Source organism: Nocardia sp. CDC519 (assembly GCF_059509835.1).
Map to the genome: position 1 here is coordinate 2,637,848 of NZ_CM183377.1, position 13,265 is coordinate 2,651,112.

Consider the following 13,265-nt stretch of genomic DNA (forward strand, 5'->3'; position numbering starts at 1 on the left):
TGGGCGGCTCGCGAATCGTTATTCGGTGCAATCGCTTACCGGTCGGCGCGTCGTGCCCACCCACCCGTCAGCGAGAGACGAGTTCGAGGGCGGCGGCCTCGATGGCGGTGTCGTCGAGCAGGACCGTGCTCGCGGCCGGCCCGAGCGGAACGAAACTGTCGGCGCTGGCCACCCGGGCGATGCGACCGGTGAATCCGGCGTCGAGCAGGGCCGCGAACACCGATTCGGAGACGCCCCCGCTGCGCCGGGTCTCGTCGGCGACCAGCACTCGGCCGGTGATCGCGGCGTGATGGAGCAGATCGTCGTGGGGGAGCGGGGCCAGCCAGCGCAGATCGACGACCCTGGCGTCCACGCCACGCGCGGCCAGCCTGCGCGCGACACGCACGCTCATCGGCACGCCGTTGCCGAAGGTGACGATGGTCAGGTCGGCACCGTCGCCGTAAGTCCTGGCCCGGCCGATCGGCACATGCCAGGGTGCGCTCGCCGGGGCGAGCCAGCCGCCGTCCTCGGATTCGTACAGGTCACGGCGGTGATAGAGGGCGATCGGCTCGATGATGACACACACCCGCCCGTCCACCCTCGCCGCCGACACACAGGTGCGCAGCAGCGCGGCAGCATCGTCGGCACGGGCGGGTACCGCCACCACGAGGCCGGGGATATCGCGGAGCGCGGCGACGGAATTGTCGTTGTGGAAGTGGCCGCCGAAACCGCGCTGATACGCCAGCCCGGCGACCCGCACCACCATCGGATTGCGGTAGCGGCCTTCGGAGAAGAACTGCAAGGTCGCAGCCTCACCGCGCAACTGGTCGAGCGCGTTGTGCACGTACGCCAGGTACTGGATTTCCGGGATCGGCACGAAACCGGCGAGCCCGGCGCCGAGCGCGGTGCCGAGCACGCTCTGCTCATCCAGCAGCGTGTCGAATACGCGCCGCGCCCCGAAATCCTTGCGCAACCCCTTCGTGACGCCGTAGACCCCGCCCTTGCGGCCGACGTCCTCCCCGAACACCAGGAGGTCGCTGTCGCGGGCGAGCAGGGCGCGCAAGGTGTGGTTGATGCCCTGCGCGAGAGTCAGCGGGAGATGTTCGGCCGGGCCGGTGGCCACAGCCGCGCCGGTGCATCGCTCGACGTCGGCCTGCACCAGGTCGGGATGCGCCGGCGCGAGCGGCGCCATCACCTGTGCCGCGGAAGCGAGCTTCGGGGCCTTCGCGAGATCTTCCGCCACCTCGGCGACCCGTCCGGCGATCGCGTCGTATCGAGCCAGAACCTCATCGGGGGTACAGATTCCGATGGTGATCAGCATGCGCGCGGTGGCGGCGACCGGGTCGCACTCGGCGTCGGCGGCGATCGCGGTGGGAGCTCGGTAGGCGGTTTCGACATCGGAACCGGCGTGTCCGAGCAGGCGCACCGTGCGCAAGCGCAGGAAAGCCGGGGCGCGGTGCGTGCGCACCCAATGCACAGCATCGTTCGCGGTGGTGAAGGCGTCGAGCAGATCGCACCCATCGGCGTCGAAATACCGCAGGCCCCGCCGCTGACCGTAGGCGGTGGCGATCCAGTCCGGTGGCGTCGGCACGCTGATGCCGATGCCGTTGTCTTCGCAGACGAAAAGGATCGGTAGACCCACACCGAGATGCGCGGTGTGCACGGCGGCGTTGATCGCGCCCGTCGCGGTCGAATGATTGGCGGACGCGTCGCCGAAAGTGCACAGCACCACCGCATCCCGCGGCCATTCCCGCGCGACGCCGAGCCGCACGCCACGGTCGAGCGCGAACGCCAACCCCACCGCGCGAGGCAGATGTGAGGCAATGGTCGAGGTCTGCGGGATCACCGCCGCGGCCTTGCTGCCGAACACCTTGTGCCGACCCCCGGAGATCGGATCCGCCGACGCCGCGACAACGCCGAGCAACACCTCCCGGACCGGATCCAGCCCGTCCACCTGCCGCGCCCGCTGCACGAAGAACGCGCCCGACCGGTAGTGCAGCAACGCCGGATCATCGACCCGCGTCGCCATCGCCAACGCCGCGTTCCCCTCATGCCCCGAGGATCCGATGCTGTAGTAACCGAGCCCCGCCCGACCCAGCCGCCGAGCCGCGAGATCCAGCTGCCGACTCGTCACCTGCGAATCGAACAGCTCCACGCACCCACCGGCGCTGATCCCAGGAGCCACCATCTCCTCGGGAGCCCGCTTCACCCCGGGCACGGCCGCCCGCACCGCGGCTCGGAACCGCTGCTCGAGCTCCTGCTCACTCATCCCCGCGCCCCGCCGATGTCCCGCGCGCTCATCACCGAGCGCTGCGACCGCTCGATGTCACAGGTCATGATCGCCAGCCTACGACCGTCCGGCGTCCTGCTGCCCGCGCCGCGCGGGGCCGCACCGTCGGCGCCGGGCCGGGTAGCAGGCGGGCGTATGCGATTTCGGGGAGGGCGGCGACGCCGGGCAAGAGTATTATTTTCCCTGTTCAACCCCGCCCCACGGCGCGGAAGTGACCTGCCGGAGGGCAGGGACTCCTCCGTCGGCCGGTTCCGCCGCAGTGGTCGTCGAAGAGCCATCACGTACGGAGGCAACGATCATGGGCATCGCCACGAGCATGCGGGAGTATCTCGACGGGCTGCACGTCCATTACGACGTGAGCACACACGACAGGACATCGACATCGGCCCGAACCGCACAGGCCGGGCACATCCCCGGCCGGCAGCTGGCCAAAGGGGTCGTGCTGAAGAAGAACGGCGGCTATATGGTCGCCGTGCTTCCGTCGAACCGCCTCATCGATCTGGCCGAGACCGGTGACGTGGTCGGCGAAAAGGTGCGGCTGGCGTCCGAGGCGGAGGCCTCGGCGCTGTTCCCGGACTGCGACACCGGCGCCATCCCCGTGGTCGCCGAGCCCTACCACGTGCCCTGCGTGGTCGACGACCAACTCGACCAGCGCGAGGACATCTACTTCGAGGGCGGCGACCACAGCACCCTCGTGCACGTCTCCGGCGCCGACTTCGCCCGGCTGACGTCGAGCTATCCGCACGGGCACATCACTATTTGAGCTTGCGGGCAGAGCTGGGCCGAGCCGAGTCCGGCCCGAGCAGAGCACGGGCCCGAAGCTGTGCGGTAGCGCGCGACCGTTACCGCAGCGAGCCGGCTGCGGCCCGGTCGAGCATCCACGTGGTCGACTCCGAACCGGAGGCCCCGGCGGCGGGGATGTCGACCGGTTCGGCGCCGGCCAGCGCGGCCGCGACGGCATCGGCCTTCGCCCCACCGGCCACCACGAGCACCACGTGCCGGGCGTGCCGGATCGCGGGCAAGGTCAGGGTGACGCGCACCGGGGGCGGCTTGGGGGAGTCGGTCACCGCGACGACAAGTTCGTGTTCCTCGCGCACCGCATCGGTATCGGGGAACAGCGAATTGATGTGGCCCTCGCCGCCCATCCCGAGCAGATGCAGGTCGAAGGCACCGTGCTCGGCGAGGTGGGCATGTACGGCGGCGGAGTACTCGGCTGCCGCGGCCACCGGGTCGGGGTATTCGCCGTCGGAGGTCGCCACCGGATGCACCCGGTGCGGATCTACCGCCACATGATCGAGCAGCGCCTCGCGGGCCTGCTGGTCGTTGCGTTCGGCATCGCCCGCCGGGACGAACCGCTCATCGCCCCAGAACACATCCAGGCGCGACCAGTCGATGTCGCCGGGCGTCTCGCGGACCTTCGTCAACAGGTCGATGCCGGTGCCGCCGCCGGTGAGCACCACCGACGCCGAGCCGCGCTCGGCCTGGGCCGCCACCACCACGCCGACGAACCGTTTCGCCGCCGCCGTCACCAGCGCGTCGGCGTCGGGATGCACCTCGACGGTATCGCCGGGGAACTGCGAATCGGTGCTACTGGACATAGGTCACCCTTTCGATGCCGGCCAGTGCCTCGGCATAGATGTCGTCGGCGTCGAGCCGGCGCAGCTCCTCGGCGAGGCAGTCCCGAGCTTCCCTGCGCGCCAACGCGATCCGCTGATCCGGTTCCCCGGTGCGGGTGAGCGTGGCGGTGACTCCGGTCTGCGGGCGGGTGATGCCGATCGACACCGTGGGCCGATGCAGTTCCACCCGCAGCTCCCCGGTGCGCCGGTACACCGGGCAGTGCAGGCGCCCGGCCAGCCAACCGGCCAGGATGTCGAGGGCCGGTTCGTCGCGCAGGCCCGACACCGTCACCGATTCGACCGGCTCGAACGGCGGCTCGTCCATCGCGGCCGCGAGCAGCGCACGCCAATAGGTGATCCGGCTCCACGCCAGATCGGTATCGCCGGAGGCGTAGGAATGGCTGCGCTTCTTGATGGTGGCCTGCGGATCGGCCGCGAAGGTGGCGTCGGTGATCCGCCGGGCGGCCAACCGGCCCACCGAATCCTTGGACGGGTACTCCGGCGCTCCACGCGGCCACCACGCCACCACCGGTGTGTCCGGCAGCAGGAACGGGATGACGACGCTGCTCTCGTGATTGATCAGTTGCCCCTGCAGCCGCAGCACGATCACCTCGGCCGCGCCCGCGTCCCCGCCGACGCGGATCTGGGCGTCCAACCGGGTCTCGGCGTCGCGGTCGCCGCGCGCCAGCACGACCACCCGGCAGGGATGTTCACGGCTGGCGTCGTTGGCGGCGTCGATCGCGTCCTCGGCCTCGGAGCTGTCCAGCGTGCACACCACCAGGGTGAGCACCCGGCCCATGGTGATCACACCGTTGCTCTCACGCAGCTTCACCAGCCGTTTGGTGACTTCGCCGGTGGTGGTGTCGGGCATGTCGACGATCACGGGCGCCGCCATTCCCGGCCGGTGCGGGCCAGCATCTCATCGGCCGATTCGGGTCCCCAGGTGCCGGCCTCGTACTGTTCGGGTTTGCCGTTCGCCGCCCAGTGATCCAACACCGGATCCAGGATGCTCCAGGACAATTCGACCTCCGCGTTCACCGGGAACAGCGACGGCACCCCGAGCAGCACATCCAGGATGAGCCGCTCGTAGGCCTCGGGGGAGGACTCGGTGAACGCCTCGCCGTAACTGAAATCCATGTTGACATCGCGCACCTCCATCCCGGTCCCCGGCACCTTGGACCCGAACCGCATGGTGATGCCCTCATCCGGCTGAATCCGCATCACCAGGGCGTTCTGCCCCAGTTCCTCGGTCATGGTCTGGTCGAAGGGCAGATGCGGCGCCCGTTTGAACACCACCGCGATCTCGGTGACGCGCCGGCCCAGCCGTTTGCCGGTGCGCAGATAGAACGGCACGCCCGCCCAGCGCCGGGTGTTGACCTCCAGGGTCAGCGCGGCATAGGTCTCGGTGCGCGAATCCGGGTCGAAACCCTCCTCGTCCAGTAGCCCGACCACCTGCTCACCGCCCTGCCAGCCTGCCGCGTACTGACCGCGCGCGGTGGTCTCGTCCAGCGGTTCGACGAGGGTGGTGGCCGAGAGGACCTTGATCTTCTCCATCTGTAACTGGTTGGGCGCGAAGCTGATCGGCTCCTCCATCGCGGTGAGCGCCAGCAACTGCAACAGATGATTCTGGATGACGTCGCGCGCCGCGCCGATCCCGTCGTAGTAGCCCGCGCGCCCGCCGAGCCCGATGTCCTCGGCCATGGTGATCTGCACGTGGTCGACGTAATTGGCGTTCCAGATCGGATCGAACAACTGGTTCGCGAAGCGCAACGCCAGAATGTTCTGCACCGTCTCCTTGCCGAGATAGTGGTCGATGCGGAACACCGTCTCCTCCGGGAACACCCGGTTGACCAGCGCGTTGAGTTCGCGAGCGCTGTCCAGATCGTGCCCGAACGGCTTCTCGATCACCACCCGCCGCCACGGCGTGCGCCCCTGCACCTGCGCGGGCTTGGCCAACCCGTGCTCGGAGAGCTGATCGAGCACCACCGGGAACATGTCCGGCGGAATCGACAGGTAGAAGGCGTGATTGCCGCCGGTGCCGCGTTCGGCGTCCAGCCGCGCCAGCGTCGCCGCCAGCTGCGCGAAGGCCGCGTCGTCCTCGAAGGTGCCCTGGACGAACCGGATGCCTTCGGACAGGTGATCCCACACCTGCTGCCGAAACGGGGTGCGCGCGTGCGCCTTCACCGATTGCAGCACGATGTCGGCGAAATCGGCGTCGCCCATGCCGCGGCGGGCGAAACCCACCAGCGCGAAACCCGGGGGCAACAGCCCCCGGTTCGCCAGATCGTAGATGGCCGGCATGAGCTTCTTCCGGGACAGATCGCCGGTGACACCGAAGATCACCATGCTGCACGGTCCCGCGATCCGCGGTACCCGCTTGTCCCGTCCGTCGCGCAGTGGGTTACGCCACCCGGCCGTGGTCGCTGCGTGCCCGGTACCGGCCATCTGGGTCAGTTACCCCCGGCCGCGGACAGCTCCTGTGCGGTGGCCGAAAGCAGTTCCTCCCACGACTTCTCGAATTTGTCGACGCCTTCGCGTTCGAGCACCGCGAACACATCGTCGAGGTCGATGCCGACGGCCGCCAGCTTGTCGAACACCTCCTGCGCCGCCGCGGCGGTGCCGGAGACGGTGTCGCCACGGATCTCGCCGTGATCGGCGACCGCTTCGAGGGTCTTCTCCGGCAGAGTGTTGACGGTATTGGGGGCCACCAGCTCGGTCACGTACATGGTGTCCGAGTACTCCGGGTTCTTCACCCCGGTCGAGGCCCACAGCGGCCGCTGACGGTTGGCCCCCATGGCCGCGAGGTGGCTGTAGGTGGAGGTGTGCGCGCCGCCGTCGAAGACGTCCTGGTACTCCGCGTAGGCCAGGCGGGCATTCGCCACACCGGCCTGGCCGCGCAATGCCAGCGCTTCCGGCGAGCCGATCGCCTCGAGCCGCTTGTCGATCTCGGTGTCGACCCGCGACACGAAGAACGAGGCCACCGAATGGATGTAGGCCAGATCGTGGCCTGCGGTGCGCGCCTTGCGCAGACCGTCGAGGTAGGCCCCCATCACCGAGCGGTAGCGGGCCACGGAGAAGATCAGCGTGACATTGACGCTGATGCCCTCGGCGATCACTGCGGTGATCGCGGGCAGGCCCTCCTCGGTGGCCGGGATCTTGATGAACAGGTTGGGCCGGTCGACGATCTTCCACAGCTCCACCGCCTGGGCGACGGTCTTGTCGGCGTCGAAGGCCAGCCGCGGATCGACCTCGATGGAGACCCGGCCGTCCACGCCACCGGTCTGCTCGAACACCGGGGCAAGCACATCGCAGGCCGCGCGGACGTCGTCGGTGGTGATGGTGCGGATGGCCGCGTCGGCGTCGGCACCCTGCTCGGCCAAGGCCGCGACCTGGGCGTCGTAGGCGTGGCCCTTGCTCAGTGCGCCCTGGAAGATGGTCGGGTTGGTGGTCACCCCGACCACGCCGCGGGTCGCGATCAGTTCCGCGAGATTGCCGGAGTTGATCCGGTCGCGGGACAGATCGTCGAGCCAGACCGACACTCCCGCCGCACTGAGGGCGGCGATGTTCTCGTTCTGTGCCATGAGCACTTATCCCTTCACGTTGCTGAGCGTGCGCTGGGCGGCTGCCACCACGGCCTCGGGCGTGAAGCCGAACTCGCGGAACAGGGTCTTGTAGTCGGCGGAGGCGCCGAAGTGCTCGATGGAGACGATCTCGCCCGCGTCACCGGCGAACCGGTGCCACGGCATCGCGATACCGGCCTCGACGGTCACCCTCGCGGCGACCGACGGCGGCAGCACCTCGTCGCGGTAGGCCTTGTCCTGCGCGTCGAACCACTCCACGCACGGCATCGAGACCACGCGGGTGCCGATACCCTGCTCCTCCAGCGTAGTGCGCGCGGCGACCGCGAGCTGGAGCTCCGAACCGGTGGCGATCAAGATCACCTGCGGGGTGCCGGTGGAGGCCTCGGCCAGGATGTAGCCGCCCTTGGACACGCCCTCGTAGCTGGTGCCCTCCAGGATCGGCAGGTTCTGGCGGGTCAGCGCCAGCGCCGACGGGCCGTCCTGATGCGGCATCTCCGAGACGGAGAAATGCGAGCTGTGCTCGCTGCTGTCGCGTTCGAGGATGGTGCGCCAGGCGTAGGTGGTCTCGTTGGCGTCGCCGGGGCGGACCACGTTCAGGCCGGGGATGGCGCGCAGCGCGGCCAGATGCTCGATCGGCTGGTGGGTCGGGCCGTCCTCGCCGAGACCGATGGAATCGTGGGTCCAGACGTAGGTGACCGGAATGCGCATCAGCGCGGCCAGGCGCACGGCCGGGCGCATGTAATCGCTGAACACCAGGAAGGTGCCGCCGTAGGGGCGGGTGGGACCGTGCAGGGCGATGCCGTTGAGGATCGAGCCCATCGCGTGCTCACGCACACCGAAGTGCAGGGTGCGGCCGTACGGGCTGGTCTTCCACATACCGGTGGAGATCGACTCGGGGCCGAAGCTCGGCACGTCCGGCATGGTGGTGTTGTTGGATTCGGCGAGGTCGGCCGAACCGCCCCACAGCTCCGGCAGCACCGGCGCCAGCGCGGCGAGCACCTTGCCGGAGGCCTTGCGGGTGGCCATGCCGGCCGGATCCGGCTCGTAGGTGGGCAGATTCGCGGCCCAGCCCGCGGGCAGATCGCGGTTGGCCAGCCGATCGAACAGCTTCTTGTTCTCCGGGTTGGCCTGCGCCCACGCGTCGAAGCTCTGCTGCCAGTCCTTATGCGCCTGCTGACCGCGTTCGATGGCCTTGCGGGTGTGCGCGATGACGGCGTCGTCGACCTGGAAGCTCTGCTCCGGATCGAACCCGAGGATCTTCTTGGTCGCGGCCACCTCGTCGCCGCCGAGCGCGGCGCCGTGCGAAGCACCGGTGTTCATCTTGGTGGGCGCCGGGTAGCCGATGACGGTGCGCAGCACGATGATCGACGGCTTGCCGGTCTCGGCCTTGGCGGCCTCGATCGCGGCCTCGATCGCGACGACGTCCTCGCCGCCCTCGACGGTCTGCACATGCCAGCCGTAGGCGGCGTAGCGGGCGGCGACGTCTTCGGTGAAGGCGATGGTGGTGTCGTCCTCGATGGAGATCTTGTTGTCGTCGTAGATCACCACCAGATTGCCCAGCTGCTGGGTGCCCGCCAGTGACGACGCCTCGGAGGTGACGCCCTCCTCGAGGTCACCGTCGGAGGCCACGACGTAGATGAAGTGATCGAACGGGCTGGCGCCGGGCGCGGCATCCGGATCGAACAGGCCGCGCTCGCGGCGGGCCGCCATGGCCATGCCGACCGCGGAGGCCAGGCCCTGGCCCAGCGGGCCGGTGGTGATCTCGACGCCGTCGGTGTGCCGGAACTCCGGGTGGCCCGGGGTCAGCGAGCCCCACTTGCGCAGGTTCTTCAGATCGTCGAGTTCGAGCCCGAAACCGGCCAGGTACAGCTGGATGTACTGGGTGAGGCTGGAGTGGCCGCACGAGAGCACGAAGCGGTCGCGGCCGGCCCAGCTCGGATCGGTGGGGTCGTGGCGCATGACGCGCTGGTAGAGCACGTAGGCCAGCGGCGCGAGGCTCATCGCGGTACCGGGGTGACCGTTGCCCGCGTTCTGGACCGCGTCCGCGGCCAGCACCCGGATCGTGTCGACCGCCTTGGTGTCCAGGTCCGTCCAGTCGGCCGGATGGTTCGGCTGGGTGAGGGCGCGGATGTCGTCTGTCACTGACACGACCGAGGTTCTCCTGACATTGGTTTCGTCGACGATGGCGGGGTGGGCGGTGGCATGACGTACGGCAACGCCGAAAAGCGCGTGCCGGATGTATCCACCACCCTAGTTGTGCCCGCGACCGGCCGCGCACGAACCCAGCCGAAATCCGCCGCTCGGCGGCGTGGCGCACGGCCCGGCCCGCCCCGATGATCTGGTCCGCCGGGATCGGCGTGGTCGCTCGCCGTCGTCGGTGCTCGGGAAGTCGGGGCAGCTCGCCGATAGTGTGGCCGCCACCACGAAGCGGTGCCGGATCGCGTGAACTGCCGCTGTTCAGGCCGGGTTCGGGCGGTTACCCCCGGGTGAACGGCACCATGTCGGGGCAGGGGGCGAGGGTCGGGGCGGTAGGGGCGTGGGTCTACCATCGTCTGTAGTAGTGGCCGCGCCGCAGCTGCGCGCTGCTCGTTCCACAGCCGGATGCGATGCACAGCGTGCGAGGAGAAGAAGTGCGGATCGGTCAACAGCCGGGGGTCGGCGGCGCGCACGATTCCGCACCGGCGCTCGCGAGTCGGATCAGCGGTGACGGCCCGTTGTCGAAGCTTGTGCGTCGGCCGCTGGCCTATATCGCGCTGACCAAACCGCGCGTCATCGAACTGCTGCTGGTCGCCACCATCCCGACCATGCTGCTGGCCGACCGCGGCCACGTCGACATCCGCCTCATCCTCGCCACCCTGTTCGGCGGCTGGATGGGCGCGGCGAGCGCGAACACCCTCAACTGCGTGGCCGACGCCGATATCGACAAGGTGATGAAGCGGACGGCCAAGCGGCCGCTGGCCCGCGACGCGGTGCCCACCTCGCACGCGTTCGTCTTCGGCGTGGTGCTCGGCATCGGCTCGTTCGCCTGGCTGTGGTGGCAGGCCAACCTGCTCAGCGGTGTGCTGGTGGTCGCCACGATCCTGTTCTACGTCTTCGTCTACACCCTCGGACTCAAGCGCCGCACCTCGCAGAACGTGGTGTGGGGCGGCGCCGCCGGTTGCATGCCTGCCCTCGTCGGCTGGTCGGCGGTCACCGGAACCATCGGCTGGCCCGCGATCGCGCTGTTCGGCGTCATCTTCTTCTGGACGCCGCCGCACACCTGGGCGCTGGCCATGCGCTACAAGGAGGATTACCGCGCGGCCGGGGTGCCGATGCTTCCGGTGGTGGCCACCGAGCAGACGGTCACCAAGCAGATCGTCATCTACACCTGGCTGACGGTGCTGACCACGCTGGTACTCGTCCCGGCCACCGGCGTGATCTACGCGGCCGTCGCCCTGGTCGCGGGCGCCTGGTTCCTGCTGATGGCCCACCAGCTCTACGCGGGTGTGCGCCGTGGCGAATCGGTGAAACCACTGCGGCTGTTCCTGCAGTCCAACAACTACCTGGCGGTGGTGTTCTGTGGCCTCGCCATCGACTCGGTGCTCGGCTGGACCACCATCGGTGAGGTGCTGTTCGGCTGAGCCGGCGGGGCCGCTGCGGCGGGCAGCCGGGATCGCTCTACCACCGTGGGGCGGTGTTCGAGTAGGTACGCCGGGTGCCCTGAGGTGGGGCCTGTAGCGTCGGCGTCGCGTCAGCGTCGTCTGGCCGAGGCGGTGACGAGTTCGGCCGGGGCGCCGGGCAGTGCGTCGTCCTCGGCGTCGCCTATACCGAGATCGCGTGCGACGAAGGCCCTGACCGACATCGACTCCCGGTCGGCCGTCCCGCACGTCCCCGTCCGGCGGACCAGCTCGCGGCTGTCGTCGGCGGCGATGACGTAGCCGAAACGCCGGACTTCGATTCCGCCCGCCCGGGCCAGCACCGCCGTGACACCGACCGGTTCCGAGCGCAGCGACACCAGCGCCGTGCCGAGCTCGACGGCCAGGCCCAAGTCGGCGAGGCGTTCGAGCAGGGCGTCGCCCGCGCCGCGTCGTGCCTGCCGGTCGAGGCCACGCAGCCGCAGGGCACTCGCGAGCGAGGAATCTGCGGCCGCGTCGGCGAACAGGCGCCCGGCCCGGTCGACGACACGCACGGCGATTCCGCGCCGCACCAGACCGAGAGCGACGGGAAGCCCGATCGGGCCCGCGCCGGTGATCAATACCTGCATGTCTGCCTCCTGTGCTGGATTACGTACCCGACTCGGTGGCTGTGCCGGCGCGGTCGGGAGAATTCGGTGGTCGGCGTCGGGGGAACGGCGCCACCGGGTCGAACAGTCACGGGTGGGAGTACCCCGGCGGGGGAGCGTCTGGCCCTGGCCGGGGCGTGCGCTCGCTGAGGGCATGTGCCGGATGAGGCAGGTGCCCACCGGGGCCGCCGACTCATCTCGGTGACGTCATTCGCCCGGCTCCGGTCGCCGGCTCGGCAGCCGCGCCGAAGCACAGCAGCGTCGCGTGGGGGCCGCGGAACAGATCGAACAGGCGCACGGAGTTCCCCGCCGCGTCCTTCAGAGGAGCGTCCGGTGCGCGATCGCCGACCGCGACGGCGGCGGTATCGGCCGGATCGCGGTAGGTGAGGTCGAGCTGACGGGTCTGCTCGCCGCGGTGCATGGCGTCTTCGTCGCCGTCGATCAGCTTGTCGAGCAGTTCGGTGCTGATACCGAGCACCCGCGCGGCGACCGAGCGCCGCTCGGGCTCGTAGGTGGCCAGCGGTGCCTCGTCACCGGCGAGTGCCGCGGCCAGTTTCCAGCCGAGGTTGTAGGCGTCCTGGATGCCGGTGTTCATGCCCTGCCCGCCGGTGGGTGGATGGACGTGGGCGGCGTCACCGGCCAGCAGGACGCGCCCGACCCGGAATCGTTGCGCCAGGCGGATGTTGGGGCGCCAGACGGTGACCCAGGTGAGATCGGTGAGTGTGAGGTCGTCGCGGCCGGAGTAGCGGTCCAGGTACTCCTGCAGGGTGGCGAGGGTGGGCTCGGCGTCACCGTCGAGCGGTGCCGCGCATTGGAAGTGGCGTCCACCGGGCAACGGGGACAGCGCGATTCCCGCCATCGGGTTGTCCGCGGCGGCGAACCAGTGGCCGTAGCCGTGGTCGAGCGCGTCGGCGCGCACATCGCCGAGCAGCATGCGCACCGACGCGTCGGTGCTGCCCTCGAACGCGATGCCGAGTTGCTTGCGGACGGTGCTGGCGCCGCCGTCGGCGCCGACCAGGTAGGCGGCCCGCACGAGCTCGCGCGTCGCACCGCGCGCCACGACCGCGCTGACGCCCTCGCCATCCTGCTCGAAGGATTCCAGGGCGCTGCCCAGCTCGACGTGGACGCCGAATCCGGCCAGCCGCTCGCGCAGAATCGCTTCGGTCCCGGACTGTCCCAGCATCCAGACATTGGGGTAGGGGACCGCCGGCGTCGGTTCGGCGGGCTCGCTCATCCGGTGTTCGCCGGCGAACTGTCCGCCCAAGTAGGCCCGCATGACCGGCGCGGGCGCCCCGGCCGCGTGGATGGCATCGAGGACGCCGAGGTCGTCGAAGACCTCGAGGGTGCGGGGTTGGATGCCGTCGCCGCGTGAGCCCGCGAAGAACTGTTCGGCGCGATCGATCAGCCGGACCGGGATGCCACGGCGGGCGAGGTCGATGGCGAGCGTCAGACCGGTCGGGCCTGCGCCCGCGATGAGGACGGGATGCTGCATGAGAACTCCTGGACCAGCGGGCACCGCATAACTGAATTGCGATTCA

Annotated in this window: 10 protein-coding genes; 2 read left to right on the forward strand and 8 right to left on the reverse strand. The window is 69.7% G+C overall.

The window, feature by feature from the left end:
- Positions 1-67 precede the first annotated feature (67 nt).
- Positions 68-2,248 (reverse strand): thiamine pyrophosphate-dependent enzyme, encoded by a 2,181-nt coding sequence (locus AC5W7N_RS11865; protein WP_495923715.1) that lies wholly within the window; start codon positions 2,246-2,248, stop codon positions 68-70.
- 319 nt (positions 2,249-2,567) lie between these two features.
- Here AC5W7N_RS11865 and AC5W7N_RS11870 point away from each other — a divergent pair, with 319 nt between their 5' ends.
- The gene (locus tag AC5W7N_RS11870; RefSeq protein WP_495923716.1) at positions 2,568-3,032 is read left to right on the forward strand and encodes an aminoacyl-tRNA deacylase; all 465 of its coding nucleotides are present in this window, start codon (positions 2,568-2,570) and stop codon (positions 3,030-3,032) included.
- Between the two features lie 79 nt (positions 3,033-3,111).
- Here AC5W7N_RS11870 and pgl read toward each other — a convergent pair whose 3' ends face one another.
- From pgl to tkt, 5 genes are read right to left on the reverse strand one after another with little or no spacing between them, the layout of a single operon-like run.
- Positions 3,112-3,867, reverse strand: coding sequence for a 6-phosphogluconolactonase (gene pgl / locus AC5W7N_RS11875; RefSeq protein ID WP_163817428.1), 756 nt, complete (start codon positions 3,865-3,867; stop codon positions 3,112-3,114).
- A complete protein-coding gene (gene opcA, locus AC5W7N_RS11880) occupies positions 3,857-4,768 on the reverse strand; it encodes a glucose-6-phosphate dehydrogenase assembly protein OpcA (RefSeq protein WP_175586017.1) in 912 nt (303 codons plus the stop codon). The genes pgl and opcA overlap by 11 nt, the downstream gene beginning before the upstream one ends.
- Positions 4,765-6,330 carry a glucose-6-phosphate dehydrogenase gene (zwf, locus tag AC5W7N_RS11885; RefSeq protein ID WP_195019596.1) on the reverse strand — a complete coding sequence of 522 codons (1,566 nt, stop codon included), beginning with the start codon at positions 6,328-6,330 and terminating at the stop codon, positions 4,765-4,767. The genes opcA and zwf overlap by 4 nt, the downstream gene beginning before the upstream one ends.
- A 5-nt stretch (positions 6,331-6,335) precedes the next feature.
- The gene (tal, locus tag AC5W7N_RS11890) at positions 6,336-7,466 is read right to left on the reverse strand and encodes a transaldolase (protein WP_195019595.1); all 1,131 of its coding nucleotides are present in this window, start codon (positions 7,464-7,466) and stop codon (positions 6,336-6,338) included.
- A gap of 6 nt (positions 7,467-7,472) precedes the next feature.
- A complete protein-coding gene (gene tkt / locus AC5W7N_RS11895) occupies positions 7,473-9,614 on the reverse strand; it encodes a transketolase (protein ID WP_195019594.1) in 2,142 nt (713 codons plus the stop codon).
- Positions 9,615-10,096: 482 nt separating this feature from the next.
- Here tkt and AC5W7N_RS11900 point away from each other — a divergent pair, with 482 nt between their 5' ends.
- On the forward strand, positions 10,097-11,086 hold the full coding sequence (locus AC5W7N_RS11900; protein ID WP_163815555.1) for a heme o synthase: 990 nt from the start codon (positions 10,097-10,099) through the stop codon (positions 11,084-11,086).
- 110 nt (positions 11,087-11,196) lie between these two features.
- On the opposite strand, the gene AC5W7N_RS11905 is transcribed toward AC5W7N_RS11900, so the two are convergent.
- Together AC5W7N_RS11905 and AC5W7N_RS11910 are read right to left on the reverse strand one after the other, a co-directional pair.
- The gene (locus tag AC5W7N_RS11905; RefSeq protein WP_195019592.1) at positions 11,197-11,709 is read right to left on the reverse strand and encodes an NAD-binding protein; all 513 of its coding nucleotides are present in this window, start codon (positions 11,707-11,709) and stop codon (positions 11,197-11,199) included.
- Positions 11,710-11,920: 211 nt separating this feature from the next.
- Positions 11,921-13,219, reverse strand: coding sequence for an FAD-dependent monooxygenase (locus tag AC5W7N_RS11910; RefSeq protein WP_495923720.1), 1,299 nt, complete (start codon positions 13,217-13,219; stop codon positions 11,921-11,923).
- Between the last annotated feature and the right edge of the window lie 46 nt (positions 13,220-13,265).

Coding starts and splice junctions, on each gene's coding strand:
- AC5W7N_RS11865 (WP_495923715.1), bottom strand. CDS start 2,248: ATGAGTGAGCAGGAGCTCGAGCAGCGGTTCCGAGCCGCGGTGCGGGCG.
- tal (WP_195019595.1), bottom strand. CDS start 7,466: ATGGCACAGAACGAGAACATCGCCGCCCTCAGTGCGGCGGGAGTGTCG.
- AC5W7N_RS11870 (WP_495923716.1), top strand. CDS start 2,568: ATGGGCATCGCCACGAGCATGCGGGAGTATCTCGACGGGCTGCACGTC.
- AC5W7N_RS11910 (WP_495923720.1), bottom strand. CDS start 13,219: ATGCAGCATCCCGTCCTCATCGCGGGCGCAGGCCCGACCGGTCTGACG.
- AC5W7N_RS11905 (WP_195019592.1), bottom strand. CDS start 11,709: ATGCAGGTATTGATCACCGGCGCGGGCCCGATCGGGCTTCCCGTCGCT.
- zwf (WP_195019596.1), bottom strand. CDS start 6,330: ATGGCCGGTACCGGGCACGCAGCGACCACGGCCGGGTGGCGTAACCCA.
- pgl (WP_163817428.1), bottom strand. CDS start 3,867: ATGTCCAGTAGCACCGATTCGCAGTTCCCCGGCGATACCGTCGAGGTG.